Genomic DNA, 26,280 nt, shown 5'->3' with positions numbered 1-26,280 from the left:
GTATTTTTTATTCGTGATGATGGTGGTGATGCGGTTCCCCGGTGGGTCCGCCCAGCCGTTCCAGGGCCTGCTCCAGGAGCGCCTCGGCTTCCTCAAGGCGGCCCGCGGCCTGCTCGATTAAGGCCGCGGTTTCCGGGTCATCCGCTTGGCGGGCAAGGGCCGCCCACTTGGAGAACTCCGCACCATGGCTGCGGTTATGTTCGATCCAGTGCGGCAGCAGGACCCGCAGTTTTTCCAGGTCGGTCATTGGATTACCCTCCTTGCTCGCTGTCCCGCACCAGGGTCACGGTGTTGCTGTTGAAATCTATTTTATGGATAATTGCCGCCAATACCTCCCTTGGCTCCTCGAACAGGGCCGTGACCCGGATTCCCGCCCCGGTTCTTTCCAGGAGGGAGACGTTCTCCATGATCAGTTCCTCTTGGGCGTCATGCTCAAGCACAACCCGCATCTGACACATATTTTCACCTCGCGTATTTTAATCAGTTCAAACGCTTAACCATTCGAACGGTTCGAACGGTTCTTATATCACACCAGAAACCGGAATTCACCCTTGCCGAGAAGATCGTGCAGGTGCAGGATGCCCTTGAGGAAACCGTCCGGGTCGGTGACCGGCAGGGTGGTGATTTCGTGGCGCTGCATAATGCTCAGGGCATCGGCGGCCAGCAGGGTGGCATCGATGGTCTTGGGCCCGGGGGTCATGTCGTCGGCCGCCACCCGGTTGGTCAGGTCAATGGATTTGGCCACCAGCCGGCGGATATCGCCGTCAGTGAGAATTCCCGCCACCCGCCGGTCCTGGTCCACCACCAGGACCGCGCCCAGGTTCTTGTCGTTCAATACCGCAACCGCCTCGGTCAGGGGGGTATGGTGCTGGACCACCGGGATCTGGTCACCGGTGAACATCACCTCGGAGACGCTGACCTTGAGCCGCTCGCCCAGGCTGCCGCCGGGGTGGTTGCGCCGGAAATCGCTGGCCTTGAACCGTTTTTTTCCCAGGAGAACAACGGCCAGGGCATCGCCCAGGGCCAGGGCCGCGGTGGTGCTGGCAGTGGGGGCAAGTCCCAGGGGGCAGGCCTCCCGGGGCACGGCAACGTTCAGGTTCACCTCGGCGAACCGGGCCATGGTGGAGTCGGGATTGCCGGTCATGGCGATGATCGTTATCTGCCGCCGCCGCAGGCTGGTGAGCAGCAGGTTCAGTTCCGCGGTCTCACCGCTGTAGGAGATTGCCACCACCACGTCGCGGGAATCAACGATCCCCAGATCGCCGTGCATGGCCTCAACCGGATGGAGAAAAAAGGAGGCAGTGCCGGTGCTGTTCAGGGTGGCGGCGATTTTCTGGGCAATGATCCCTGATTTGCCGATCCCGGTAAGGATCACCCGGCTCGGGCAGGCCAGGATAACCTCGATGGCCCGGTCGAACTCAGGGCCGATCTGTTCCGCCAGGGCAAGCAGGCCCTGGGCCTCGATCCTGACCACCTCTTTTGCTTTTGCTATGGACATCAATTTTCCTGTTGTTTATATGAAAGTCATGCCGGACGAAGCCCGCTGTCCGGAGAGATTTTTATTGTTGGTTGTGGCTGCGGCCCAAAACAGACATTTTACCTCTATTCAGCGGAAAAACCAAGCGCGGCCCGGTTCCTTCAGCAGCGAAGATGCATAAAAAATACCCAGGAACCGCTCGCGGTTCGGGTAAAAAGGGAACATTATCCCGGTCATCTCCCTTTCTCCTGCCAGGGTGGTTAGATAATATTTTCTTTAATAACGATTGTCGCTCTCGCAACAACCGCTCGACGGACGGGATTCGTCTTGTAACTTGTTGATTTTATTAGGTGGCATTTGAATCCTTTCGGATTGTTACGAGTTTATCACGATGGGTTGGCAACAAAAAAATGAGATGGCACGGTTCGTGAAGGATGTATGAATTAGACAAGGCAACATATCTGGTCGATGGGTATTAAAGAGGTGGGCCCGTATTGAGGATGAACATATTGCTTAAAAGAGGTGACTTATGAAGAAGCAGGCTAAATGGATCGTGACGGTGGCAATAATGGTTACCCTGGGATTTGCGGCGGCGCAGAGTGTTGATGCCCGCGGTTATGGTCAGGGACAGTGCAGCAACAACGAGACCCGGATTGACGAGAAGACCGCGGCGGCACAGCAGAAATTCTTTGAGGATACCGTGGAGCTGCGCAAGCAGATCGTGGTCAAGAGTGCTGAACTGAACGCCCAGATGCACCGGCAGGACCCGGATGCAAAGGCGGTGGGCAGGCTGACCGGCGAACTTTTCGAACTGAGAAACACCATGCGCGGAAAGGCCGAAGAGGCCGGGCTGACGCGGAACGGCTGTGACTGCAGCGGTCCCGGTTCCCGTGGGCCTGGTTCCGGCCCCGGTTGTGGTGGGATGAGGAATTAATCGAGACCCCCTCCCCTTGTTTTTTTCTCCTCCCTTGAAGAGCCCCGTCCGGATTTGCCGGGCGGGGCTTTTTTAATGCCCGAACCGGGAAGAGCTGCCGGGAAATGGTTGTCACCTGACAGCGGGTCGATTATAAGGGTGGCCATGGACCTGCCCACCATTCTGTTGATCGCCCTGGCCCTGGCGGTTGACGCCTTTGCCGTGGCCGTGGCCGCCGGGGTTTCCCTCTGCCGGGTAACCGGCCGGCAACTCTTCAGGCTGGCCTTTCACTTCGGGCTGTTCCAGGCCGGGATGAACATCGTTGGCTGGGGTGGCGGTCTCTCTGTCCGGGGTCTGATCAAGGGCATTGACCACTGGGTGGCCTTTGTTCTCCTGGCCCTGGTGGCTGTAAAAATGGTGCTCGACGGAATAAAGGGGCCTGGGGACCAGGCAGACAAGGTGGACCCCACCCGGGGCGTTACCCTGGTGATGCTGTCGGTGGCCACCAGTATCGATTCCCTGGTAGTGGGCCTGAGCTTTGCCCTGCTCAAGGTATCGATCTGGCTGCCCGCCGCGCTGATCGGCCTGGTGGCCATGCTGTTGACCGCGGCGGGACTCCGGCTGGGATGCCTGGTGGGCCGCAATTCCCGGATCGGTTCCCGGGCCGAGATCGGCGGCGGCCTGGTACTCCTGGCCATCGGGATCAACATCCTCCGCCGGCACGGAGTGTTTTAGGGGCAGTGAAATGTGATGAACCCGTAACAACCCGAAATGCTTCAAATGCCACAGAATGAACTCAACAAGTTACAACATGACACACGTCCGTCGAGCGGGTTGTTGCGAGACCGACAAATGTGAATAGTGAAAAAAACAAACATCCCACCCTGTTATCTTAAAACATTTCACATTTTACTATTCACATTTTACTATTCACTGTTCACTATTCCTGTTCCCAGGGCAGCTTGGGCAGGGCAAAAAGCGCGGCCACGAACCGGTCCCGGTCAAAGCGGCGGCCCTCTTCCATCACTCCCATCACCTCGGCGGTTACCACGTAGCCGATCAGATTCAGGGCCTCGCCCTGGGAAAAGCCTTCTGACAGCAGCCGCTCCAGGGTCTGTTTGGTCTCGGGTGGATCTTCTTGTTCTATCTGTTGCCGCACCACCTGTAGAATCGCCTGCTGCAGCCGTTGGTTATCCTGTCTGGCCATGCCTTCCGTCCTCTGTCTTCTGTCCTCTGCTCACGCCGGCCCCTGGATAAGCATCCGGGCCAGGGTCATCCTGACCCGGGGCATTTGCCGGCGGCCCTGTAAAAAAGTCATCTCCAGTTCAACCATCCGCTGGAACAGAACGGTCCGGTCCATGGCCGGCGGGTCCGGCCGGTCGCCGACCAGTTCCTGACAGCGGAAACAGCCGGGAAATCTTGTTGTCCGGCCGTCCGGCCGGGAGATGGTGGCCGGGACCCCGTGCAGGCGGCAGATCAGCAGCCGGTGTGTATACAGGACGCAGAGCCCCTGTTCGTTTAGGGGGCAGAGCAGGCTCGGCCGTTGACCCGCGGCCAGGATCAGTTCGCTCTGCCGGACATACTCCCGGGCCCGGGCAACTATTGCCTGCTGCTCATCCTCAGGCAGGCTGTGCAACCCCTCCCGGAGATAGGCCCATTCGATATAGGTATGGTGGAGGAAATAGCTGTCGCAGCAGTTGTCCGGGCAGTCGCGGCAGGTATGGCCCAGTTGTCCGGCAACCTCATCGTAGGCCTGTTCCATTTCAGCATACAGTTCGACGAGATGGTGGCGAAGCGCCGGGGGAAGCTGGAGTTCATCCAAGATCAACATGTTTTTTTATGTGAACGTCGTCCCGGGCAACGCCCGCTGTTCGAGAAGATTTTCATTGTTAGTTGCAGCCACGGCCTGAAAATATGGTCCAGCCGTGCTGGTTATTACGGCTGTTCCTTAAAATATTGTACCTGGTAGGTTGAAACCGCAAGGTCTGGTTGCTGCCAGGCATCGGCCGGCAGTCCGGCCTTGAGACAGAGGTGGGTGAGGAAATCCTCCGGCCGGGGCAGCTGGTCCCATACCTGGGGGAGAAAGGTGGCCGAGGCCCCTTGCCGGCTGACGGTCACCCCGTCAACACCGGGGCGGAGGCTGCGGATCAAATCCCGGCCAGGGCCATGCTCCAGGGGACGGCTTGGGGTGAGAACACTTATTGAGATCAGGATTTTTTCGAACTCCGTTGCGGTCAGGGGCTTGAAGCGGTGGTCATGGAAGGCGGCGTTGACCGCGTTGCGGCGGATATTTTTTACTATCGACTCATAGGCGGCCAGACTGCCGATGCAGCCGCGGAGCCGGCCATTGATCTTCAGGGTGACAAAGGTGGCCCGCTGCCGGGCAAAAGCCGGGTCAGCGAGTTGATCGGCAAGCCCCGGGTCCTCCTGGTCCGCCAGGCCAAGCTGCCGGCCGATGGCCTGCCGGGCCAACCGGATCAGGGTCTGGCCCTGGGCCTCGGTCAACGGTCGCTCATGGTTTTGTGTTTCAATCATGGTCGATGTACCCTCATCTGCCCCCTTACCATTCCACTCCCAGCATCAGACAGTTGATGCCGCTGCCGATCCCCAGGAGCCCGGCCTTTTGCCCGGGTTTGAGCGCTCCCTGTTCCAGCCCCAGGGCCATGGTGACCGGTACCGAGACCGAGCCCACGTTGCCCAGGGTCTCCAGGGTCTCGAAATTTTTTGCCGGGTCCAGGTCCAGGGCCCGGAACAGCTCCCGGGCATGGGCCCGGCCCACCTGATGACAGAAAAAGGTGTCGATCTCCGCCGGGGTCCAGTCCATTTCCACGAGAAAATTACGCCAGGTGACAACCGCGGCCTCGATTCCCCTTTTCAGCAGGGCCTCCGAATCAGTGGCCATCAGGGTGGATGCGGTCTCCCGGTGGCTGTCATCGGTATGGCCGCCCTGGCAGAGATCGTTGTGCGCGGTATTGGCCAGAAAGGTGCCGCCGCGCAGCCGCTGTCCAGGAGTTTCCGGGGTGGCCCGGCCCATGACCAGGGCCACGGCGCCGGAGCCGATGGTCAGCGAGGCAAAGGATGGTTTGATCGATTTCCGGGTCAAGGCGGGGTCACCGAGCAGCCCGCTGATGGTGGACTCGATCAACTCCTCGCCGGTTTCCCCGGCAACCAGCAATCCGCATTCCACCTGGCCCAGTTCGATCATGTTGGCGAGCATCATCATCCCGTTGAGAAATCCCAGGCAGGCGTTGGAGATGTCGAATATCAGGCAGCGGTCGGCCAGGCCCAGCTCCCGGTGGACAAAGGAGGCGGTGGCCGGCTCCATCATGTCCCGGGAGACCGAGGTGAAAAAAAGGCATTCCACCTTTTCCGGACCAATGCCCGAGGCGGCCAGGGCCTTGGCCCCGGCAAGGGCCGCGGCCTTGCTCGGCCTGGTGCCCGGCTGCCAGAGCCGCCGTTCCCGGATGCCGCTCATCAGCTCCAGCCGGCCCGGGGGCAGTTTCAACCGCTGGTAGACCGGGGCCAGCTGCTCCTCGATATCAGCGGAACTCACCACCCGGGGCGGAAGCTGGTAGCCGAAGCCGTGCAGGCGGACGTTCTGGTAGCGCATCTTTGTATTCCTAGCCAATGGCCTTGTTGATGATATCGGCGTCAAAATAGTTGATCCCCATGCCGGCATCTATTACCAGGCATTGGCTGGTGATCCCGGACGAACGCTCCGACAGGAGAAATGTTGCCGTATCCGCCACCTCCCGGGTGGCCAGGGCCTTTTTTCGCAGGGTGAGCTGTTCGGCATAGAGGTAGCTGTCGATATAACCGGGGATTCCGGCCGAGGCCGAGGTCTTTAACAACCCCGGGCAGACCGCGTTGAAACGGACCCGGGAAAAACGGGAAAAACTCTTGGCCAGAAAACAGAGCGATGACTCCAGGGCCGCCTTGATCGGGGCCATGTAGCCGTAGTTCTCCGCCGCCATCCGGGTGCTGGAGATGGAGATGGTTACCACCGAGGCGTCCTTGGCCAGCAGTTCCTTGAAATGGTTGCAGATGGAGATCAGCGAGAAGCAGGAGATGTCCATGGCCTGGAGAAAGTCTTTTTTGCTGGTCTGGTGGAACGGCTTGATCCCCTCGCTGTAATTGGCAAAGGCAATGGAATGGACCAGCCCGTGGATAGGGCCGTCAATTGCCCGGCCGATCTCCTGACTCACCCGGATGATGTTTTCCTCATCCTCCACGTCACAGATAAAGACCTTGGATTCGGGAAAGAGTTTCCGGGCGGTCCGTTGCCGTTCCTCGGAGCGGACCACATGGATGACCTCGGCCTTGGCCGCGGTCAGAACCTGACCAATAGCACACGCCACTGATTTGCGGTTGGCCAGTCCGAAGATGACAAATTTTTTATTGTCAAGATCAAGAAAATTCATATGAATCCGGAGGTTGTGTTTTGCCGGGCCGCGCAGCAGCGGCCCTGCCGAATGCTCCCGCGACCCGGCGTGAATGGCACTTTAAAGGCGCTTCCTGCTGAAGTCAAAGTTTTTTTGGCCTTTTTGCCCAGGGATGGAGTTCCGTTCCGGAGCGGGCCGGAAAAAGGTCGTACCGCCGGAAGCCCAAGTGCTTCAGGGCATTGCACTATTCTCCGGAACCGGCTATATTTTTTCTTGGCCAATCGGCAAGCATGTTGCTATACTGGCTGTCCATGAAACCTACACATACCCCCCCCCAACGGACCAAGTTCATTTTCGTCACCGGCGGCGTTCTCTCTTCATTGGGCAAGGGGCTTGCCGCTGCCTCCATCGGCGCCCTTCTGGAAAGCCGGGGATTATCCGTCACCTTTCAGAAGCTGGACCCGTACATCAATGTCGATCCCGGCACGATGAACCCCTTCCAGCACGGCGAGGTCTACGTCACCGACGACGGGGCCGAGTGCGACCTGGACATGGGCCATTACGAGCGGTACACCAACGCGGTGATGGCCCAGAAGAACAACTATACCTCGGGCCGGATCTACTACTCGGTGATCACCAAGGAGCGGCGCGGCGAGTACCTGGGCGGCACCGTGCAGGTGATCCCCCATATCACCGACGAGATCAAGCGCGCCATCCTTCAGCTGGACGGCAGCGTTGATATCGCGATCATCGAGATTGGCGGCACCATCGGCGATATCGAGAGCCTGCCCTTTCTGGAGGCGATCCGGCAATTTCGTTTTGATCTGGGCCGGGAAAACACCCTGTTCATCCACGTCACCCTGGTGCCCTATATCAAGACCGCCGGCGAGGTCAAGACCAAGCCCACCCAGCACAGCGTCAGAGAGCTGCGCGCCATCGGCATCCAGCCGGACATTCTGCTCTGCCGTACCGAGGGGCTGCTGTCCATGGATCTGAAGAGGAAGATCGCCCTGTTCTGCAACGTGCCCACCGACGCGGTGATCACTGCCCGGGATGTGAAGAGCATCTACGAGGTGCCGGTCCACTTCCACCGCGAGGGGCTGGATGACAAGATCCTGTCGCTGTTGAACGTCTGGACCAGGGCGCCGCGGATCGAGCCCTGGGTGGAACTGGTTGAAAAGATCAATAATCCCGCCCACCAGGTGACTATTGCCATCATCGGCAAGTATGTCGAGCTTACCGAGTCCTACAAGAGTCTGCACGAGGCCCTGGTGCATGGCGGTGTGGCCAATGACACCCGGGTGGAACTGCGCTACGTCAGCGCCGAGGACCTGGAGGAGATGGAAGATGTCTCCCAACTGCTGGACGGCTGCCACGGAATCCTGGTGCCCGGCGGTTTTGGCGAGCGCGGGGTGAACGGCAAGATCCGGGCCACCACCTATGCCCGGGAGCGGAAGATTCCCTTTTTCGGCATCTGTCTGGGGATGCAGCTGGCAGTGGTGGAGTTTGCCCGCAACATCGCCGGGATGGACGATGCCAACAGCGGTGAATTCGATTCCACCAGCAGCCATCTGGTGATCTATCTGATGAAGGAGTGGTACGACTACCGCACCAGGCAGGTCCAGGTGCGGGACGAGACCTCGGACAAGGGCGGCACCCTGCGTCTGGGCAGCTACCCCTGCCGCCTGGCTCCCGATACCCTGGCCCATGCCGCCTATCAGGCCGATGAGATCCAGGAACGGCATCGGCACCGCTACGAGTTCAATCCCGAGTTCCGCCAGGCCCTGGTTGAAAAGGGGTTGATCATCAGCGGCACCTCGCCGGACGACACCCTGGTGGAGATCGTCGAGCTGGCCGACCATCCCTGGTTTCTGGGCTGCCAGTTTCACCCTGAGTTCAAGTCCAAACCGATGCAGCCGCATCCCCTGTTCCGGGCCTTTATCAAGGCCGCGCTCACCTTTTCCACCACTTAAGTAGGGTGCGGAAATGGATGCCGTGACCATTCCCGGGGTTGGCGATAACACCCCTCCCATTGCCATCGGCCCCGGCCGACCCCTGTTGCTCATCGCCGGTCCCTGCGTGCTCGAGTCGATGGAACTTGCCCGGCAGGTGGCGGCCGGGGTCAAGGCGATCGCTTCGCGCCTCGGCCTGCCCTATGTTTTCAAGGCCTCGTTCGATAAGGCCAACCGGACCTCGCTGACCTCTTTTCGCGGGCCGGGCCTGGAAAAGGGGTTGCGGATGCTGGCCGATATCCGGGCCGAATTCCAGGTGCCGGTGGTCTCTGATGTGCACGAAACCGTTCAGGTCGCGCCGGCGGCCGAGGTCCTCGATGTCCTGCAGATACCCGCCTTTTTGAGCCGCCAGACCGACCTGCTGGTGGCAGCGGCCCGAAGCGGCAAGGTGGTCAATCTCAAGAAAGGCCAGTTCCTCGCCCCGTGGGATATGGAGAATGCGGTGCGGAAACTGCGCAGCGCGGGCAGTAAAAAAATTCTTTTAACCGAACGCGGTTTTTCCCTGGGGTACAACAATCTGGTGGTGGATATGCGCGGCCTGGTGATCATGCGTTCCCTGGGCTGCCCGGTGATCTACGACGCCACCCACAGTGTTCAGCTCCCCGGCGGCGCCGGCGCCAGTTCCTCGGGCCAGCGCCAGTTTATCGGTCCGCTGACCCGGGCCGCAACGGCAACCGGTATTGACGGCCTTTTCCTGGAAGTTCACCCTGATCCGGACCATGCCCTGTGCGATGGTCCCAACTCCCTGGACCTGGAGCAACTGGAGCCGCTGCTCCGTTGCCTGCTCAAGATCCGGGCCGCGGTTGCCGAGACCGCGACCGATTCGGGAATGGTCAACCTATGAGTAATGGAAACCATGAGTTCTGCCCCCCGGGCAAGGGTGGCTACCCGTCGGACTGTGAACTGACCGAGGCCCTGCGGCAGCGGGCCCGGGAGCGGCAGGAGCCAGCGGCCCGGCGGCCGGAATGGCGGGCCTGCCTGGAACAGGCCCGGCCGGTCAAGCTGCTGCTGCTGGACGTGGACGGGGTGCTTACCAACGGCACCATCACCTATACCGATGACGGCAACGAGATAAAATCGTTCCATACCCGGGACGGGTTCGGCTTGAGAATTCTGCAGCAGGGCGGGGTCGAGGTGGGGTTGATAACCGCTCGCAGCTCCAAGGCGGTGACCCGGCGGGCCGAGGAACTGAAGCTCAAACATGTGTACCAGAAGTCGGGAAACAAGCTGGAGATCTTTGAGAAACTGCTGAAAGAGCTCTCCCTGACCCCGGCCGAGGTCGCCTATATGGGCGACGACTGGCTGGATCTGCCCCTGCTCACCCGGGCCGGCTTCAGCGCAACCGTGGCCGATGGGGTGGCCGAGGTGCGGCAGCGGGTCGATTATGTCACTGAAAACCCCGGCGGCCACGGCGCGGTGCGCGAGGTCTGCGATCTGATCTTGGAGGCCAGGGGCGTGCATTGGGAGTTGTTGAACAGATATCTGCGTAAAGGGGGCTGAAGATGAAGACCGTTCCCGCGCGGCACCTGTTCTGGATAATTCCCCTGACCGCCCTGATTACATCCCCGCTCTGGGGGCCGCCGGCGGCCCGATTCCTGCGGCCCCGGGTCAGCGAGACCAGTGTCAAGGGGGCGGAGCTGAAGTCCGTTGGCAAGACCTTTGTCATGGAGGATATCGTCTTTACCCAGTGCAACAAGGGGAAACAGCAGTGGCGGCTCAAGGCGGCAAGCCTCTATACCGCCGGGTCGGAGGATGATATCCGGCTGATTAGGGTGCAGGCCGAGTTTATCGGTGATGACCACGATCAGCGGACCACGATCAGCGGCGACCGGGCCCGGTACCAGGCCGATCGCCAACTGCTCAGCATCAACGACAAGGTGACGGTCAAGACGGCCAACGGTTATGAGATGCATACCCCGCAGCTCCGCTTCCAGGAAAAGAAGCGGCTGCTGCTGGCTGACAACGGCGTCACGGTAACCGGCGAGCGGTTTCAGGTCACGGGCCAGCGGCTGCGCTACTACCTGGACAGCAACGATGTCCGGGTCGAGGGCCGGGTGATCTGCACGGTGCGCTGATCCCGATTTATCCCCTTTTTGAACTAGGCCATGGTTTCTGCTTTATCGGTCGCCATCGAGCTGAAGATCGGCGAGTTTGATCCCGAGCGTGCCGGCAAGCCGGGACCGGAGAGCATGGAGCAGGTTATGGCAGGGCTCAGGGCCCGGCTGGAAGGGCGGCAATTTTCTTGTTTCACAAAAAGAATCGCGATCCTGCCGGAAATACGCCTCCTTGACAACCTGAAAAGGTTCCTGCTATTCTGCCGGTTTGTCTTTGTTCTTGCCCGGCCTCTTCCGGGAAAAGGTTCGGAAAGCAGAGAAAATATGATTCAGGCGTAAGGTATCCATGGCAGAGAAAAAAACCGTACAGTTTCTCCCTGACAACACCAGGGTCAGCGTGGACAAGGGGGAAAACCTGTTAAATGTCGCCGCTGTTGCCGGGGTATACATCCACGCCTTCTGCGGCGGCGACGGGGTCTGCGGCAAGTGCAAGGTCAAGATCGAACAGGGCGAGGTTGCCGTTGACCAGGCGGTGCAGTTGAAGCAAACCGACCGGGATAATGGTTTCCAACTGGCCTGCCAGTCCCGGGTGCTCTCGGACCTGGTGGTGCGGCTCCCGGAGTCCGGGGCCAAGGAAGGCCGCGCTCTCAAGCGGAAGCCCAAGACCACCCGGTCCATTTCCGCCCGCTCGATGGTCCCGTTAATCGGGACCTGGGAGGTGGACCCGCCGGTGGAGAAAAGATGTCTGCAACTCCCGAAGCCGACCCTGGAAGACAACATTCCCGACCTGCAACGGCTGATAAGGGCGATCCGCAAGAGTTGTCACGACTGCAAGGAGCCTTCCTACGATCATCCGGGACTGCTCCGCGAACTGCCCTTTGCCCTCCGTGAAAAAGAGTGGCGGGTGACCACCATCCTGTTGCGCGGCCGGCTGGCCGAGGAGCCGGACCGGATCATTGCGGTGGAACCCGGCGACACCACCGACGCACTTTACGGCCTGGCCGTGGATATCGGCACCACCACGGTCTGCGGGGCGCTGATCGACTTGAACAGCGGCAAAATCATTGCCGAGGCCTCGGCTTACAACGAACAGATCCGCTACGGCGAGGACGTCATTTCCCGGATCGTCTACTCCCAGCGGCCCGGCGGCCTCAAGGCCCTCCAGGAACGGGTTGTCCATACCCTGAACAGCGTGATCGATTCGGTGTGCAAAAAGGTGATCATCAGTCCCAGCGACATCAGCTACATCATGGCCGCCGGCAACACCATCATGTCCCACCTGCTCCTGGGTCTTGATCCCAAGTTTATCCGCGAGTCGCCCTATACCCCGACCTGCAGCCAGTTCCCCCTTACCCGGGCTGCCGGCCTGGGCATTGCCGCCCATCCCTCGGTGCGGCTGTTTCTCTATCCCTCGGTGGCGAGTTATGTGGGCGGCGACATCATTGCCGGGGTTCACGCCTGCCAGATGTACAAGAGCCCGGAGTTGACCCTGTTCATCGATATCGGCACCAACGGCGAAATCGTGGTCGGCAACCAGGAGTGGATGGTCTGCGCCGCCTGTTCCGCCGGCCCGGCCTTTGAGGGGGGCGGGATCAAACACGGGATGCGGGCCAGCAGCGGGGCCATTGAAAATTTTCATATCCATCCCGAGAGCCTGGAGCCGATGATCATCACCATTGATCTGACCAAGCCGGGGGGCATCTGCGGCTCCGGCCTGATCAGCATCGTGTCCGAGTTGCTGGAGGCCGGGGTGATCGACCAGCGCGGCAAGTTCAAGCGGACCCTGGACCATCCCCGGATCCGGGAAGGGATGGATGGTTACGAGTATGTGCTTGCCTGGGCCAAGGACGCGGTGGGCGACGACATCGTGATCACCGAGGTGGATCTGGACAATCTGATGCGGGCCAAGGGGGCGATGTTTGCCGGCTACAAGACCCTGCTGGAATCGGTGGGCATGGACTTTGCCGACCTGGACCGGGTGATTCTGGCCGGCAACTTCGGCAACTATATCGACCTGGAACGGGCCATCTGCATCGGCCTGCTGCCGGACATCGACCGGGACCGTTTCTACTATCTCGGCAATGCCTCCCTGCTCGGCGCCCAGATCAGCCTGACCGACCACAAACGGTTCCGGGAACGGACCATGGTCAGCCGGTTGATGACCAATATGGAACTCTCCGAGAACCCTGATTTCATGAACCACTACATGGCCTCGCTCTTTCTGCCCCATACCGACATGGACCTGTTCCCCACGGTCAGGGAAAAACTGGAGGACCCGGAGTAGGGATACACCGGAATGTTCCTGGTTGACATCACGGATCTTCCACGCTATTTTGAAAAATTATTTCTTGTTCAGGACAGGGCGCGGGGATTTGCATCTTTTGTGCCCCCGGTGAACGCTTACGATTTTTTGTAATCCAGATATAAGGCACGGGTTTTGACAGCAACGGCGGTCGCCATGATGACCGTCAAGACCGACAAAGGAGATTGATAATGGCAAACACGGTATTAAGTATCGCGGAAAGCATCAACATAATGGGCAAGCGCAGCGGCACGGCCATGAAGGAAAGGAACCCCGGTCCGGTCCAGGAGATGGCCAGGGAAGAGAGCGCGGCCGGCGCCGCCTACCTTGACCTGAACATCGGCCCGGCCAGGAAAGACGGCACCGAGTTGATGCCCTGGGTGGTTGAGACGGTCCAGGCGGTGAGCGACACCCCCCTCTGTCTGGACACCACCAATACCGCGGCCATGGCCGCCGGGTTCAAGGTGGTTGCCAACAAGGAGGCCGCGATCATGAACTCGATCTCGGCCCAGCCCGAGCGGATGGAAAAGCTGATCCCGGTTGCCGCCGAGGCTGGCTGCAATGTTATCGCCCTGCTCTGGGGACCGGACGGCATGCCGCGGGACTCCAACGAGCGGGCCGCCATGTCGGTGGACCTGATGATGGCCCTGACCGAGGCCGGAATCCCCAATGAGAAGATGCTCTTTGATCCCATTGCCACCCCGATCACCCTGGGGGCCGACCAGATCGCATCCGGCCTTGAATTCCTGGGCATGCTCAAGGATATCGCCCCGGGCGCCGGCTCCACCGTGGGCCTGTCCAACGTGTCCAACGGGGTGGCCGAGCATCTGCGCAAATACCTGGACCGGACCTACCTGATCATGCTGATGAAACACGGGCTCAGCACCGCCATTGTCAACTCCTATGACAAGGAACTGATGGCGATCTGCAAGGGCGAACGCCAGAACCTGGTCAACCTGGTCCACGGGATGATGGATGGCAACGATCCCGGCAGCGCCGGTCTTGCGGGCACTGAACTTGAGCATTACAAGACCTACAAGGTCCTGGCCGGCCAGTCGGTGTTCTCTGAGTCCTGGCTGGAGTTGTAAGCCTCAACCGACCGGAAATCGCGACTTGGCCCGGGCAGCCCTGCAAAGGGGCCGGCCCGGGAACACGGTGCAAAAAGGGGGCGGTGAGCCCCCTTTTTGCGTTTCCTCTCCAGGCGGAAAAGATGAGCGACATCCCGACCCACCATATCGTCTATGGGCTTACCGCCGACTTTATCACCGGTGAGCAGGTGGTGGATACCGATGACGAGCGGTTGCGTCAGAAACTGGCCCGCTTCCTGGTCGCGGAGAAGAACTATGCCAAGGCCGAGATCGAGCCGCGGCTGAAGATCGAGACCATGTTTGCCGGCCAATTCGTGACCTCAGGTATTGATTTCACCATCAGGCTCCATCACCGCCGCCTGATGATCATCCGCTACGGACCCGGCTCCCTGGTTACCAGGGAACGTCCGGCCATTGCCGCGGCCCGGGTCCTGGAACCGGAATACCGGATTCCCCTGGCCGTGGTGACCAATGGCCGGGATGCCGAGTTGTTGGACACTCACCGCGGCAAGGTCCTTGCCTCCGGCCTGGACTCCATCCCGGATCGGGCAAGGGCGGAGCAGTTGCTCGATACCCTGCGTTTCGAGCCCTTTGCCGACCCGGGCCGCCGGGAACGGGAGCTGCGGATTTTGAATGCATTTGATATCGAGGTATGCTGCGTCGGCGGGCCTTGCGCCCTGCCTTCGGCATCCGAAGGGTAGAAAAAAACGTAAATGATCAGGGGATCCACATCTGCACCACCCGTGATCACTTACCAAAAGGAGAGTATCAAAACATGACCAGCAATCAACCGAACTGGAGCAAGTCCAGTTGGCGTAACTTTCAGGCCCTGCAACAGCCGAACTGGCCGGATGGGGCCGAATATCAGGCAGCCCTGGACAGCATTTCCAAACTTCCGCCGCTGGTCTTTGCCGGCGAGATCCGGCGGTTGAAAAAATTGCTGGCCAAGGCGGCCACCGGCGAGGCCTTTCTCCTCCAGGGCGGCGACTGCGCCGAGGATTTTGCCAACTGCACGGCCCCGGGGATCCGGGAGACCCTTAAGATTATCCTGCAGATGGCGGTGATCCTGAGCTATGCCGGCGGCAAACCGGTGATCAAGGTGGGCCGGATCGCCGGCCAGTATGCCAAGCCGCGCTCAAGTGACACTGAGATGATAAACGGCCGGGAGATCCCCAGTTACCGGGGCGACATGGTCAACAGCCCGGACCCCACCCCGGAGGCGCGGCAGCCGGACCCGCAGCGGCTGGTCAAGGGCTACTATCTGGCCGCTGCCACCATGAACATCCTCCGGGCCTTTACCCGGGGCGGCTATGGCGCCCTGAGCCGGGTCCATGCCTGGAACAACGAATTCGTCAAACGTTCGCCCATGGGCCAATCCTATGAACGGCTGGCCAAACAGATCAGCCAGGCCATCGACTTCATGCGGATCATCGGCCTGGACCCGGAGATGCCCCAGATCAGCCAGGCCGAGTTCTTCACCTCGCACGAGGCCCTGATTCTGGGTTATGAAGAGGCCCTGACCCGGCAGGATTCAACCACCAACGACTGGTATGACTGCAGCGCGCACATGCTCTGGATCGGCGACCGGACCCGGCAGCCGGACGGGGCCCACATCGAGTTCTTCCGCGGGGTGTTGAACCCGCTCGGGATGAAGGTCGGCCCTTCCCATGACCTTGACCGGATCAAACGGATTCTCGACCGCCTGAACCCGGACAACGAGGCCGGCCGCATGACCCTGATCACCCGGTTCGGGGCCAAACAGATCGAAAAATATCTGCCGCCCCTGGTCAAGGAAATCACCCGGTCCGGCCACACCGTGGTCTGGAGCTGCGACCCCATGCACGGCAACACCTATACTGCCGAGAGCGGCCACAAGACCCGTAATTTCGAGGAGATCATGGATGAGATCCGCTGCTTCTTCGAAATCCACTGGGCCGAGGGCACGGTACCGGGCGGGATCCACTTCGAACTCACCGGCGAGAACGTCACCGAATGCATCGGCGGCGGCCGCAACATCCTGGACCAGCAGCTGCAGGAGAGGTATCTCACCAACTGTGATCCGCGGTTGAACGCCGAGCAGAGCCTGGAGCTGGCCTTTCAGATCGCCGAGTTGATTCGAAGCTGAGCCGCAGCGGAAAGATATAAAAAAGCCCCGGCCGAAGCCGGGGCTTTTTTTTGCTTTTTTCCCGGGGCTGAAAAAATATTCAGCCGCAACAGTATGTAACTTATCCCAGAGAGAGTTTTCTGAAGCTGGTATCCGCCTCAATCGGGTACTTGCCGTCAAAGCAGGCCTTGCAGAAGGTATCCGTGCCAGCGCCGATGGCCTCCACCAGCCCCTCCAGGCTGAGGTAGTAGATGGAGTCAAGGCCGAGATGCTCACGGATCTCGTCCACGCTCTTGACCGCGGCGATCAACTCGCCGCGGGAGGCAAAGTCGATCCCGTAATAGCAGGGATGGCGGATGGGCGGGCAGCTGATCAGCATGTGCACCTCCTTGACTCCAGCCTCCTTGAGCGAACGGATCCGGCTGCGGCCGGTGGTGCCCCGGACAATGGAGTCCTCGATGATGATCACCCGCTTGCCCTTGATAAAGGAACGGACCGGGTTGAGCTTGACCCGGACCCCGAAGTCCCGCATGGACTGGGTCGGCTGGATAAAGGTGCGGCCCACATAGTGGTTGCGGATCATCCCCATTTCCAGGGGGATCCCCGCGGCCTGGGAATAGCCGAGGGCCGCATAGTTGCCCGAATCGGGAAAGGGCATGACAAAATCAGCATCGATCCTGCATTCCCGGGCCAGGATCTCGCCCATCCGTTTCCGGCTCTGGTAGACGTTGAGGCCGAAGATATCGCTGTCCGGCCGGGCAAAATAGACGTGCTCAAAAATACAGAAGCTGGCCGGCTGCCTGGGCCAGGGAAAGAGCGATTTCAGGCCGTCCTTGTCAATAATCAGCACCTCGCCCGGCTCCACGTCGCGGACATACCTGGCCTCGACCAGGTCCAGGGCGCAGGTCTCCGAGGCAACGATGTAGGCGCCGTTGTTCAACTTGCCGAGGCAGAGCGGCCGGAACCCGGCCGGGTCGCGGATCGCCACCAACTGGTCCTGGGTCATCAGCAGGATCGAATAGGCCCCCTTGGCCTGGGAAAAGGTCTCGATGATCGCCTCTTCCAATCCCCGGGGAGTGGCCCGGGCCAGGAGATGGACCACCACTTCACTGTCCATGGTGGTCTGAAAGATCGAGCCCTTGAGTTCCAGTTCGTCACGCAGGGCCCGGGTGTTGACCAGGTTGCCGTTGTGGGCCAGGGCCAGGGTCCCGCCCCGGTGGGTGACCGTGAACGGCTGGGCATTGACCAGGTGGGAGGCGCCGGTGGTGGAATAACGGACATGGCCCACGGCCAGGTGGCCGGTCAACCGCTGGAGGGTTTCTTCGCTGAAGACCTCGGGGACCAGGCCCATGGCCTTGTGCTGGACGACATGGGTTCCATCGGAGGCAACGATCCCGGCACTTTCCTGGCCGCGATGCTGAAGGGCATAGAGGCCGAAATAGGTCAGCTTGGCCGCGTCCGGGTGACCGAAGATCCCGCAGACGCCGCATTCCTCGCGCGGCCGGGTCTGGTCTTGTTGGTAAATCATCGGATATTCCTTGCAGTTTGTGAAACAGCCGTCTTTAAAAAAAAACAGTGCAACAAAGGCAGGTCATAAAAATTTCAGCCTGTTGCACAGAATACACCCGGCACCGGGTATCTTTTAGCCTTTGCAGGTCGATCCACCGGACCGTTTGGTTGCCGGTTCCCCGGACAAACCAGCATCGCTGGACCATAATTTCAGGCCGCAGTCACAACCAACAATGAAAATCTCCTCAAACACAGAGCTTTGCCCAAGGCGGCTTTCATATAAAAGGGAAAACATCTATATAATCATTTTTTGCAATAGAGAAAGTGTTTTTTCACTTTTTTTTCATCCCGGACCCTTGGGCTCGGGCAGCGGTGTGATCCAGGCCCAGGAAGAAGTTGGCCCAGGATGAGGTGTTGTTGAGCGCCCAGTTGCGGGGCGGGATGAATCCCCGGCGCATATCCTCCTCCCGGCCCAGGGATTTAAGCCGTTCGTAGACCAGGACATAGAGGCATTGTTTCTTGCCGGGATAGACCTCGCACCAGCCGTCCCGGCTGCCGCCACAGGGTCCGTTCAAAAGATATTTGGCGCACCCCGCCTGGGGACAGAGATAGGCCAGCTCCGCCAGAACGCAGTCCCCGCAGTTCCGGCAGCCGAAGAGGATCGCCTTGCCGAGATGCTCGAACCGGTTGAGCCCGGAGCGGAACCGGCCTTGGGCCAGGGCCAGACACCCCCTTTTCATCACCCCGTACAGTGCTCCCTGGGGTACAAAGACCAGGTCATGAAATCTCCTGGCCAGGGCAAAATGAAGACCGCCCCCGGGCCGGGGGGCGGGGCGCGGGGTCGGCTCGGCCCGGTTGAGCCCGGTGCGCGGGTCCAGTTGATAGTAATAAAAACCATGCCCGGGCCAGAAGGAAAGCTCGCGTACCAGGTCCTGCCAGTCCGGGGCCAGGGCCCGGGCCTGGCGGACAATGAAATCCAGATCTTGATAGGTCAGCCCCGGGCCGCCGATATGGGCCCCACCATAGCCCATGCCCTTGAGCACCGCCAGCAGCCGGGCCGCCCGGACAAGCCTCGCCTCCCGGCCCTTATCCGGGGTGCGCGCCTCCCATTGCAACTGTTCGTACAATGACTGCGGAATCACGCAGCCGGGTATCCGGCCCTGGTACATCAGTTCCGCCACCGGCAGGGTCGGGACAAAGACATTGCCGAGCAACGGGATGTCCAGCCGGTTCTGTTCCACGTACAGGAGCAGTTCGTGAAATTTGCGGGCATCGAACCCCACCTGGGTGATGGCGAAATCCGCACCCGCCGCCACCTTGCGATGCAGCTTGTAATACTGCATCATCAGCTCGGATTCGAGCAGTTTGAAGGGCGAGATCGCCACCCCCTTGACAAAGGAACAGGGCTGGCGTGTTTCGGCCTCAGTGGCGGCGGTCCCCTCCTGGCCGCAGTTCAAAAAGGAAAGCATGTCCAGGGCCTGAACAGTGTCCAGGTCAAAGACCGGTTTGGGAAGGCCGCGGTACCCCTCTTTGGGATAGTCGCCGGCAATGACCAGGAGGTTGTGGAGTCCCTGCCGGTCCCAGGAAAAAAGCAGGCTCTCCATCTGGTTGCGGTTTTTGTCCTTGCAGGAAAAATGGATGATCACCTCGGTGCCCATGGCCATGATCTCCTTGCCCATGACCTCGGGCGACAGGGCCGGGTGGCCGCCCGCGTTCTCGGTGATGCTCAGCGCAACAAACCGCTGGTCCGCGGCCAGCTGCCGGGCCAGGTCCAGGATCCGGTTGATCTCCCGGGTCTTGCCGCCCCGGCCGGGCACCAGCTCAAAGGTCAGGGTAAAGGTGGCCGGGTCACGGAGCGAATCGATAAAGCGGGATTGGGTATGCATGGATGGTTTCCTTGGTCAGGATTCACCGGGCTGATAATTTTCCCCCTTGATCTCCGTTGCCGAGTCGGGTATCCAGAGAGAAAATATCAGGCCCGGCCTCGGGGTTGCCGATCCTCATCTGCAAGGTAAGACATCTTGTTGGTTATGGCAATAAACGACCCGGGAAAACGCACGGACCAGGCGAGGACAGTCCCTTGATCATCACCCTGACCACTGATTTCGGAACCAGCGATGAATATGTCGGGGTCATGAAAGGGGTGATTCTGGCCCGGGCCCCCCAGGTCCGGCTGGTGGATCTGACCCACCAGGTTCCGCCCCAGGACGTGGATCGGGCCGCGGAAATCCTGGCCGCGGCCTTCCCCTACTTTCCGGCCGGCACCATCCACCTGGCCGTGGTCGATCCCGGGGTGGGAAGCGACCGCGATATTGTCCTGGTCGCAGCCGGGGGCCAACTGTTTCTGGCCCCGGACAACGGCCTGCTTACCCCCTTGCTGGCTCGGGATATTTTCGAGTCCGCCCGGGCGGTGCGGTGCGAACACCTGTTCCTGGAACCGCTGAGCCATACATTTCACGGCCGGGACATCATGGCGCCGGTGGCCGCGGCCCTGGCCCACGGGATGAATCCCGAGGAGGTGGGCCCGCGCCTGTCTGGTGATGAACTCATCAGCCGGGCCCGGCCGGAACCGCGGCTGGACCCGGCTGAAAAAAAACTGGCCGGAATGATTACCGGCAGCGACCGGTTCGGCAACCTGACCACCAACATCACTGCCGCGGACCTGGCCGGGCTTATCCCCGGGGATTACGACCGGAGCGAATTAACGGTCACTGTCCGGGACACACCGATAAAAGGCCTGGTCACCGCCTATGCCCGGGCCGAACCGGGCCGGCTGCTCTGCCTGATCAACAGCCGGGGATTTCTGGAGATCGCGGCCCGCGAGGCCAGCGCCGCAACAATCCTCGCGGCCGGTCCCGGCGTCCGGGTCCTGGTCACCCGCCGGTCCGCCGGCAACGGCTGACCAGGATGGTAATGTAAGGTTTCGGTAAACCCCGTACGTTTGAGGTTGGACCGGGAAAGGGGTTTTCTTATAGCGAACGGTGTAGCGGACCCTGAGCCGCGGCCGTGACGGCAAAAGCGGAATTTGAAACAACTTCGGCATGATATGCTTATGGATTCCGAATCGCCGCCGCGACGAAGCGAGTTCCTGCTTGATAGCCTGTTTATGAACAGCCGGCCCTTCTCAATGGAGCGGCCGTTGGTAGAAGAAGACCCCTTTCCCGACAGGAGGGGGTTTACTGAACGACCAACCGGCATGGCTGGACCAGATGTCAGGCCGCAGCCATAACGAACAATGAAAATTCCCCGGGCACCGGACTTCTTCCGGGGCGACTTTCATATAACTCTTGCCTGGAGTTTATACTAAAAAACTCCACGAAGGACATACAAGGTCAAGGCCAACCCCAGCAATCCAACGATTCCGTTAGTGATTACACCGGCGTATATGTTATACCCCGCTGGTATCTCCGCCGGACTCAGCGTGGCCAACGCCCTCTTGTATTGAACAATCGAACAAAAAAGAATGATTGTCGACAGCCCGATAAAAACCGCGCCGATGGATAGAGAAACAATCCTGTGAAAGGCCATGACTTCCTTTTTCTGGAGCAGTTGCATGAAGAGACCGAACCGTTCAATCACAAAGCCCAGGGCCATCAGCGAGACACCGGTGCGGTTCCAGGCCAGTAATGTCCGTTCCAATGCAAAAAATACCCTTGGGTCCTCTAGATCCGACACTGGCGCCCCACGTTTGAAATTTTATCGATCATGTTGTCTGTGGTGGTGAAGAGCAGGTTGCCGGACGAGCCGGTGGAACCTGCTTAACGGCCCGGCCGGGTCGATGATTCCAGGCGAGGAAATCCGCCAATAACAAAGCGGAGGGTTGACAATTGATGAAGCAGTATTCATTATATGGGTTAGAGCTTTGTCCGGCCGCGGAGGGAACGCGGCCCTGACCCGACATCGTATACAGCCTAATATGAGGAGGAGAAAAAATGCAAGAAATTAAGAAAATAGTTGTTCCGGTTGATTTTGGCGAACATTCGGACAAGCTCGTTGAATTTGCAACTTATGTTGCGGATAAGTTTTCAGCCCGGCTCTCTTTTTTCCATGTGGCTAAATTGTATGAAACCTATGTCGAGGTCGAACTGGTGGCGTTTCCATCCGTGCAGCAGGCGGAAAAGGAGATCTGGGACCACGCTGAGAGGAAAATGACAGAGCTTGTCGAGGGATGCACGGCAAAATCCCCCGGCTGCACCGGCAAGGTTGGCAAGGGCGATGTTGTCAGCGAGGTTATCGCTTTTGCCAAGCAGGAAAAGGCCGATCTGATCATTATCGGTACCCACGGCGCCAAGCGGCTGGAGGAAGTTCTGCTGGGATCCGTGGCCCGGCGGGTTGTCAAAAGGGCGCCCTGCCCGGTATTGACCTTTAATCCATACAAATAATGTGATCCAGCGCATAATCGGTCAGCGGATAAACTGCCCGCCGGTCAAGACCGGCACTGGCAAACCCTTACAGCGCGGTGGATTAACCGGATTGGTTACACCCGGTGAACCGTTACCGGGCGGGCCGGTTTGAATTGAAGATTATTCACCGATAACACCCTTGATACCGCCGGAAACGAGGACGGCGATATCAATAAGCACCGGCAGCAGTTGTACCCGGCCCGGGGCGGCGAGATAACGGGGCTCCCAGACAGGATGAAATTTTTCCTTATACCGGCGCAGCCCCTGGAAGTTGTAAAAATGTTCACCATGCCGGAAAATAAAGGCCCCGGTCCGGTTCCAGAGCGGCGCCAGGGCGTGGTCCTTGACACCGGCCAGGGGCGCCATGCCGAGATTGAACCGGCGGAAGCCTTTTTCCTTGCCCCAGAGCATGAGGTGGATGAACAGGAAATCCATCACTCCAGATGGCGCTTCGGCAAGGTGCCGCATGAGATCAATGGAGAGTTCGTTGCCGGCCGCGGCTTGCCATATATTGGCAAAGGCGTATATTTTGTCTCCTTTCTTGACAAGGGCCACGGGAAAATGTTTCAGATATTCAGGGTCGAAAAAACCCAGGGAAAAACCTTTTTCCCTGGTCTGCTTCCGAGCAAGCCAGGCATCGGAGACAGCCTGCAGGTCCGGCAGCAGTCCTGGCACGTCTTCACGGGGCGCCACTGAAAACCGCCACCCATCTTTTTCAAACCGGTTCTTGGTATAACGCAGTCCTTTTACCGAACGGCCGTTAAGGGTGAAATCATCAAGCAACACCCTGGCCTCCTCGCCAAGTTTAAAAAGCGTAAGACCGATATCAACGTAGTAATGGAGGTATTTATGGCTTGTTTCATAGAATACCGGCCATCCCCCATGGCGGTCGCTCATCTCCTTAAATTGCCAGATAAGCTCGGGCAACTCATTCACCGGACCGACCGGGTCACCCATGGCCACCCAGCTTTTCCTCCTGATACCGTACATGAGAAAGGATTCGCCGCTGTTACTGAAGAGAAACCGCTTGTCGCCCAACAGGGCAAGGTTGGCCGAGGTTGTATCGGCGCGGGCGACAATGGCCTTTGCCCGGCTGATGTCTCCGGGGTCGGCCGGTGAAATCAGGGCACGGGGCGGCCGCGGCCGCAGCAGCCTGGCCAGGGCAAAGCAACCGGCAACGGTGACCACGCCCACCATGCTCCGCAGCGACCGGGGCGCATCGGCGCTGAAGGCGAATCGCCACCACAGTTCATGGGAATAGGCCACATGTTTGTATGAAAAAAAGATCAACCAGGTGGTGGCTGATATTACCAGGGTGATGGCCGTTATCCAGCCGAAGGTGAAGGGCTGGCTCAACAGGGCGGCCTTGCGGTAAAAATGTCGGCGGCAAGGTAAAAGAGCCGCAAACAAGGCGGCAAGCAGAATTGCCTCCTCGTAATCAATACCTTTCAGCAATGAAAAGACAGCTCCCGCAGCCAACAACAAAAGCGTGAGCAGGTAGGCGCCGTCAAGACGGCGCTGCAATCCCCTGGCAAGAATCAGCAGCCCGACGCCCATGAGACTGGCAACAAAGTGGAATGTTTCGGTAAAGGCCAATGGCACAAAATGTTCAAGCCAGGCAAGACGGCGGGGCATTGCCGGCGTGGCGCCGGAGAACAGCAGGACAATGCCGCCGGCAAAGGCTGCCAGCGAGAAAAGCCGCGGCGCGACCATGGAGAGGCCGCTGTCCAGTCCATGAAGTATGCCGCGCAGCCGGGCCTGATGGCGGCGTAATCCGAACCCGCCCAGCAAAACAGCGGCCAGTACAAGGGGCAACAGATAATAGACGACCCGGAAGATTGCCAATGACCCCAGAATCTGTGGAACAGGAAAGTAGGGTTTCAGGAGCAGCAGACAAACGGTCTCAAAGACCCCGATGCCGCCGGGAAGCTGGCTGGCCAGCCCGGCCAGTTGCGCGATTAGAAAAACAGCCAGAAAAACAGGATAGGAAAATGAGGGTGAGGACGGCAGGAGTACATATAGGACAGCGCCTGCCATGGCCCAGTCACAGACAGCAACGATTATCTGCGGAAAGAGCAGCCCGGGTTCCGGCAGCCACAGGGTTCTGCCAAAGAGCTTGAGCGGTTTTCTTCGTAAAACGCAGAGAACAAGATAGGCGGCAACGCAGAGGACAAACAACATTCCCAAAAGATGAAGAGAGGCAAACGGGAAATGAAGCCCAGCGGGAAGGGTTAGGGGGATTGCCAGGAAAAGTACCCCGCCGAGGCTGAAAAAACCGAGCCAGAGGGTGATGGCGCAGAAGGCAATTATCCTGGCTATTTCGGCGGGAGTCAATCCCCAGGCGGAGTAGAGGGTATAGCGGACCGAGGCGCCCGCCAGCATGGCCATGCCGATATTATTACTGAATGCATAGCCGACAAAGGAGCCCAACACCACCTTGCGACAGGCGAGTGGATGTTTGATGGCCCGCAGGGCCAGGATGTCGTAGCCGGACATCAGCAGATAACCGGCAATCGTCAATAACGAGGCAACGGCAATTCGTTGCGCGGAAATTTCCGCCAGATAATGTCTGATATCGGAGAAATGATATTGCGTCAGCTCACGATGGAGCACCCAGAGGGCGGTGCCAAAAAGAAGCATGCCGACAAATGCCGGCAGGATCCGAACGATTCTGCTCTTCATTTTTCCCGGGCCCAGCCAACCGGCCTCACCATAAAGGAAAGCATTGGCGTCATTTCCCCGCTATTTGAACCAGCCCTTTCTGGCAAGCGCCCAGAGAAGCCCGGCGGCAATGAGGCACATGAGCAACAAGGCCCCGGCATAGCCATAGCGCCATGAGAGTTCCGGCATATGACGGAAGTTCATCCCATAGATGCCGGTGACCAGCATCAGGGGCAGGAATATTGTCGAAACAATGGTCAGGATCTGCAGCCGCTTGTTCGTTTTATCCTGAAGTTGTAAAAGAAAATGCTGCCGCAGGGAGGTCAGCCGGTCGAGCTGCCGCCCCACGGACCTGACGGTATGGTCCAGGTGGGCTATGGCATCACGGATATAGTCCTGGATATCCCCGACATTGAAGGCTGCCGATTCGATGGTCTGCAGGGAGCTGACGCAATGGTGCTGATCCTCCAGTATGGCCTCGAGAAGAACGGCCTTGCGTTTCAGGGAGCGCGTTTCCCCGGGCAGGTCCATAACGGATTCCGCTTCCAGGGCCTCCTCCAGGTTGTCGATTTTTTCACGCACCTCAAGGGTCAGCACAATTTGCCGGTCAATAATAAAATCCAGTATCTGGTAGAGAACAGCCGAGGTGTTGGGGGCATGAAACTGCATGGCCGCGGTGAAATCTTTTTTTATGCTGTCAAGCATGGGCACCGGTTTTTCGTGGATTGTAATCAGTATTCCGGGAAGGCAGAGAATGGAAAGAAATGTCCGGCCGTGGTCTGCCCAGTCAAGCAACATCGGCAAGCCGATGAACAAGGATTTCCCATAGACCCCTATTCGTGAATTCGGCACTGTTTCGAGACAGGCTTCCAGGGCCAGGGGGTGCACCTTAAGGGAGCGGAGAAATTCCGTCAAGGGACCAGGGTCGCGGCGGGTGATGTCGATCCAGACGGGCAGGGCGCCGCCGGGCACGGCAGGTGATGCCAGGCCCGGGTGCGGACGTTTTTTAAGCATCCGGTCCGGGTCTATTTCATAAACAGCATATTCCACGACTGGTCCTTCGGGTTTATGGTCTTTTTTGGTAAAGGCGCCGTAACCGGGGGGGCGCTGAAGCTATACCGGAACAGGATACTCGGCAATTGGCCGGGAAGCCAAAAAAATATTGCGCTTGTTCATAGTTGATGAACTGGTAACAACCCGAAAGGCTTCAAATGCCACCCAATAAAATCAACAAGTTACAAGACGAATCACGTCCGTCGAGCGGTAAGGTTTCGGTAAACCCCGTACGTTTGAGGTTGGACCGGGAAAGGGGTTTTCTTATACCGAACGGTGTAGCGGACCCTGAGCCGCAGCCGTGACGGCAAAAACGGAATTT

27 protein-coding genes are annotated in these 26,280 nt (G+C 59.4%); 14 read left to right on the top strand and 13 right to left on the bottom strand.

Annotation, left to right across the window (positions count from 1 at the left end):
• Positions 1-7: 7 nt before the first annotated feature.
• The 3 genes from L3J03_01190 to L3J03_01180 form a co-directional block, all read right to left on the bottom strand.
• Entirely contained in the window at positions 8-247 is a 240-nt protein-coding gene (locus tag L3J03_01190; GenBank protein MCF6289610.1) for a hypothetical protein, read from the bottom strand.
• Between the two features lie 4 nt (positions 248-251).
• Positions 252-458 (bottom strand): CooT family nickel-binding protein, encoded by a 207-nt coding sequence (locus L3J03_01185; protein ID MCF6289609.1) that lies wholly within the window; start codon positions 456-458, stop codon positions 252-254.
• Between the two features lie 68 nt (positions 459-526).
• Complete coding sequence (locus L3J03_01180; GenBank protein MCF6289608.1) at positions 527-1,498, bottom strand: KpsF/GutQ family sugar-phosphate isomerase; 972 nt, start codon at positions 1,496-1,498, stop codon at positions 527-529.
• A 508-nt stretch (positions 1,499-2,006) separates the two neighbouring features.
• On the opposite strand from L3J03_01180, the gene L3J03_01175 reads away from it, so the two are divergent.
• Both L3J03_01175 and L3J03_01170 read left to right on the top strand, forming a co-directional pair.
• Positions 2,007-2,411 carry a hypothetical protein gene (locus L3J03_01175; GenBank protein MCF6289607.1) on the top strand — a complete coding sequence of 135 codons (405 nt, stop codon included), beginning with the start codon at positions 2,007-2,009 and terminating at the stop codon, positions 2,409-2,411.
• A gap of 75 nt (positions 2,412-2,486) precedes the next feature.
• Complete coding sequence (locus L3J03_01170; GenBank protein ID MCF6289606.1) at positions 2,487-3,125, top strand: manganese efflux pump MntP family protein; 639 nt, start codon at positions 2,487-2,489, stop codon at positions 3,123-3,125.
• A 205-nt stretch (positions 3,126-3,330) separates the two neighbouring features.
• On the opposite strand, the gene L3J03_01165 is transcribed toward L3J03_01170, so the two are convergent.
• The 5 genes from L3J03_01165 to L3J03_01145 all read right to left on the bottom strand — a co-directional run bounded on the left by L3J03_01165 (position 3,331) and on the right by L3J03_01145 (position 6,811).
• Positions 3,331-3,597 (bottom strand): hypothetical protein, encoded by a 267-nt coding sequence (locus tag L3J03_01165; GenBank protein MCF6289605.1) that lies wholly within the window; start codon positions 3,595-3,597, stop codon positions 3,331-3,333.
• A 30-nt stretch (positions 3,598-3,627) separates the two neighbouring features.
• Positions 3,628-4,221, bottom strand: a complete 594-nt coding sequence (locus L3J03_01160; GenBank protein MCF6289604.1) for a hypothetical protein — start codon at positions 4,219-4,221, stop codon at positions 3,628-3,630.
• Positions 4,222-4,325: 104 nt separating this feature from the next.
• A complete protein-coding gene (gene amrA, locus L3J03_01155) occupies positions 4,326-4,925 on the bottom strand; it encodes an AmmeMemoRadiSam system protein A (protein ID MCF6289603.1) in 600 nt (199 codons plus the stop codon).
• A 25-nt stretch (positions 4,926-4,950) separates the two neighbouring features.
• A complete protein-coding gene (locus L3J03_01150) occupies positions 4,951-6,000 on the bottom strand; it encodes a 3-oxoacyl-ACP synthase III (protein MCF6289602.1) in 1,050 nt (349 codons plus the stop codon).
• A gap of 10 nt (positions 6,001-6,010) precedes the next feature.
• Positions 6,011-6,811 carry an SDR family oxidoreductase gene (locus L3J03_01145; GenBank protein MCF6289601.1) on the bottom strand — a complete coding sequence of 267 codons (801 nt, stop codon included), beginning with the start codon at positions 6,809-6,811 and terminating at the stop codon, positions 6,011-6,013.
• Between the two features lie 272 nt (positions 6,812-7,083).
• Here L3J03_01145 and L3J03_01140 point away from each other — a divergent pair, with 272 nt between their 5' ends.
• From L3J03_01140 to L3J03_01100, 9 genes are all read left to right on the top strand, one after another.
• The gene (locus L3J03_01140; GenBank protein MCF6289600.1) at positions 7,084-8,745 is read left to right on the top strand and encodes a CTP synthase; all 1,662 of its coding nucleotides are present in this window, start codon (positions 7,084-7,086) and stop codon (positions 8,743-8,745) included.
• Positions 8,746-8,758: 13 nt separating this feature from the next.
• On the top strand, positions 8,759-9,628 hold the full coding sequence (gene kdsA, locus L3J03_01135) for a 3-deoxy-8-phosphooctulonate synthase (GenBank protein MCF6289599.1): 870 nt from the start codon (positions 8,759-8,761) through the stop codon (positions 9,626-9,628).
• Complete coding sequence (locus L3J03_01130; GenBank protein ID MCF6289598.1) at positions 9,625-10,284, top strand: HAD-IIIA family hydrolase; 660 nt, start codon at positions 9,625-9,627, stop codon at positions 10,282-10,284. Before kdsA ends, L3J03_01130 begins: the two co-directional genes overlap by 4 nt.
• Positions 10,285-10,286: 2 nt before the next feature.
• Positions 10,287-10,859: an LPS export ABC transporter periplasmic protein LptC gene (gene lptC, locus L3J03_01125; protein MCF6289597.1), complete on the top strand. Its 573-nt coding sequence runs from the start codon at positions 10,287-10,289 to the stop codon at positions 10,857-10,859.
• 30 nt (positions 10,860-10,889) lie between these two features.
• A complete protein-coding gene (locus tag L3J03_01120; GenBank protein MCF6289596.1) occupies positions 10,890-11,177 on the top strand; it encodes a hypothetical protein in 288 nt (95 codons plus the stop codon).
• 7 nt (positions 11,178-11,184) lie between these two features.
• Positions 11,185-13,122 carry an ASKHA domain-containing protein gene (locus L3J03_01115; GenBank protein ID MCF6289595.1) on the top strand — a complete coding sequence of 646 codons (1,938 nt, stop codon included), beginning with the start codon at positions 11,185-11,187 and terminating at the stop codon, positions 13,120-13,122.
• Between the two features lie 209 nt (positions 13,123-13,331).
• Complete coding sequence (locus L3J03_01110; GenBank protein MCF6289594.1) at positions 13,332-14,228, top strand: dihydropteroate synthase; 897 nt, start codon at positions 13,332-13,334, stop codon at positions 14,226-14,228.
• Positions 14,229-14,350: 122 nt separating this feature from the next.
• Positions 14,351-14,929 (top strand): type I restriction enzyme HsdR N-terminal domain-containing protein, encoded by a 579-nt coding sequence (locus L3J03_01105; protein MCF6289593.1) that lies wholly within the window; start codon positions 14,351-14,353, stop codon positions 14,927-14,929.
• Positions 14,930-15,003: 74 nt separating this feature from the next.
• On the top strand, positions 15,004-16,353 hold the full coding sequence (locus tag L3J03_01100; protein MCF6289592.1) for a 3-deoxy-7-phosphoheptulonate synthase class II: 1,350 nt from the start codon (positions 15,004-15,006) through the stop codon (positions 16,351-16,353).
• A gap of 100 nt (positions 16,354-16,453) precedes the next feature.
• Here the strand turns inward: L3J03_01100 and purF are convergent, their stop codons facing one another.
• Entirely contained in the window at positions 16,454-17,860 is a 1,407-nt protein-coding gene (gene purF / locus L3J03_01095) for an amidophosphoribosyltransferase (GenBank protein MCF6289591.1), read from the bottom strand.
• Positions 17,861-18,173: 313 nt separating this feature from the next.
• On the bottom strand, positions 18,174-19,727 hold the full coding sequence (locus L3J03_01090; GenBank protein ID MCF6289590.1) for a methylenetetrahydrofolate reductase C-terminal domain-containing protein: 1,554 nt from the start codon (positions 19,725-19,727) through the stop codon (positions 18,174-18,176).
• A 194-nt stretch (positions 19,728-19,921) separates the two neighbouring features.
• Between L3J03_01090 and L3J03_01085 the strand changes: the two genes are divergently transcribed.
• Both L3J03_01085 and L3J03_01080 read left to right on the top strand, forming a co-directional pair.
• Positions 19,922-20,743, top strand: a complete 822-nt coding sequence (locus L3J03_01085) for an SAM-dependent chlorinase/fluorinase (GenBank protein ID MCF6289589.1) — start codon at positions 19,922-19,924, stop codon at positions 20,741-20,743.
• Positions 20,744-20,893: 150 nt separating this feature from the next.
• Positions 20,894-21,070, top strand: coding sequence for a hypothetical protein (locus L3J03_01080; protein MCF6289588.1), 177 nt, complete (start codon positions 20,894-20,896; stop codon positions 21,068-21,070).
• 74 nt (positions 21,071-21,144) lie between these two features.
• Here L3J03_01080 and L3J03_01075 read toward each other — a convergent pair whose 3' ends face one another.
• Positions 21,145-21,480, bottom strand: coding sequence for a DUF202 domain-containing protein (locus L3J03_01075; protein MCF6289587.1), 336 nt, complete (start codon positions 21,478-21,480; stop codon positions 21,145-21,147).
• A gap of 293 nt (positions 21,481-21,773) precedes the next feature.
• Here L3J03_01075 and L3J03_01070 point away from each other — a divergent pair, with 293 nt between their 5' ends.
• Positions 21,774-22,223 carry a universal stress protein gene (locus tag L3J03_01070; protein ID MCF6289586.1) on the top strand — a complete coding sequence of 150 codons (450 nt, stop codon included), beginning with the start codon at positions 21,774-21,776 and terminating at the stop codon, positions 22,221-22,223.
• Positions 22,224-22,364: 141 nt separating this feature from the next.
• Here the strand turns inward: L3J03_01070 and mprF are convergent, their stop codons facing one another.
• Together mprF and L3J03_01060 are read right to left on the bottom strand one after the other, a co-directional pair.
• On the bottom strand, positions 22,365-24,926 hold the full coding sequence (gene mprF, locus L3J03_01065; GenBank protein ID MCF6289585.1) for a bifunctional lysylphosphatidylglycerol flippase/synthetase MprF: 2,562 nt from the start codon (positions 24,924-24,926) through the stop codon (positions 22,365-22,367).
• A 60-nt stretch (positions 24,927-24,986) separates the two neighbouring features.
• On the bottom strand, positions 24,987-25,955 hold the full coding sequence (locus L3J03_01060) for a magnesium transporter CorA family protein (protein ID MCF6289584.1): 969 nt from the start codon (positions 25,953-25,955) through the stop codon (positions 24,987-24,989).
• Positions 25,956-26,280: the final 325 nt, after the last annotated feature.

It is taken from the genome of Desulfobacterales bacterium, from assembly GCA_021647905.1.
Taxonomy (GTDB): domain Bacteria; phylum Desulfobacterota; class Desulfobulbia; order Desulfobulbales; family BM004; genus JAKITW01.
The sequence above is the reverse complement of the archived record's forward strand: the minus strand, read 5'-3'. Positions and strand labels throughout refer to the sequence as shown.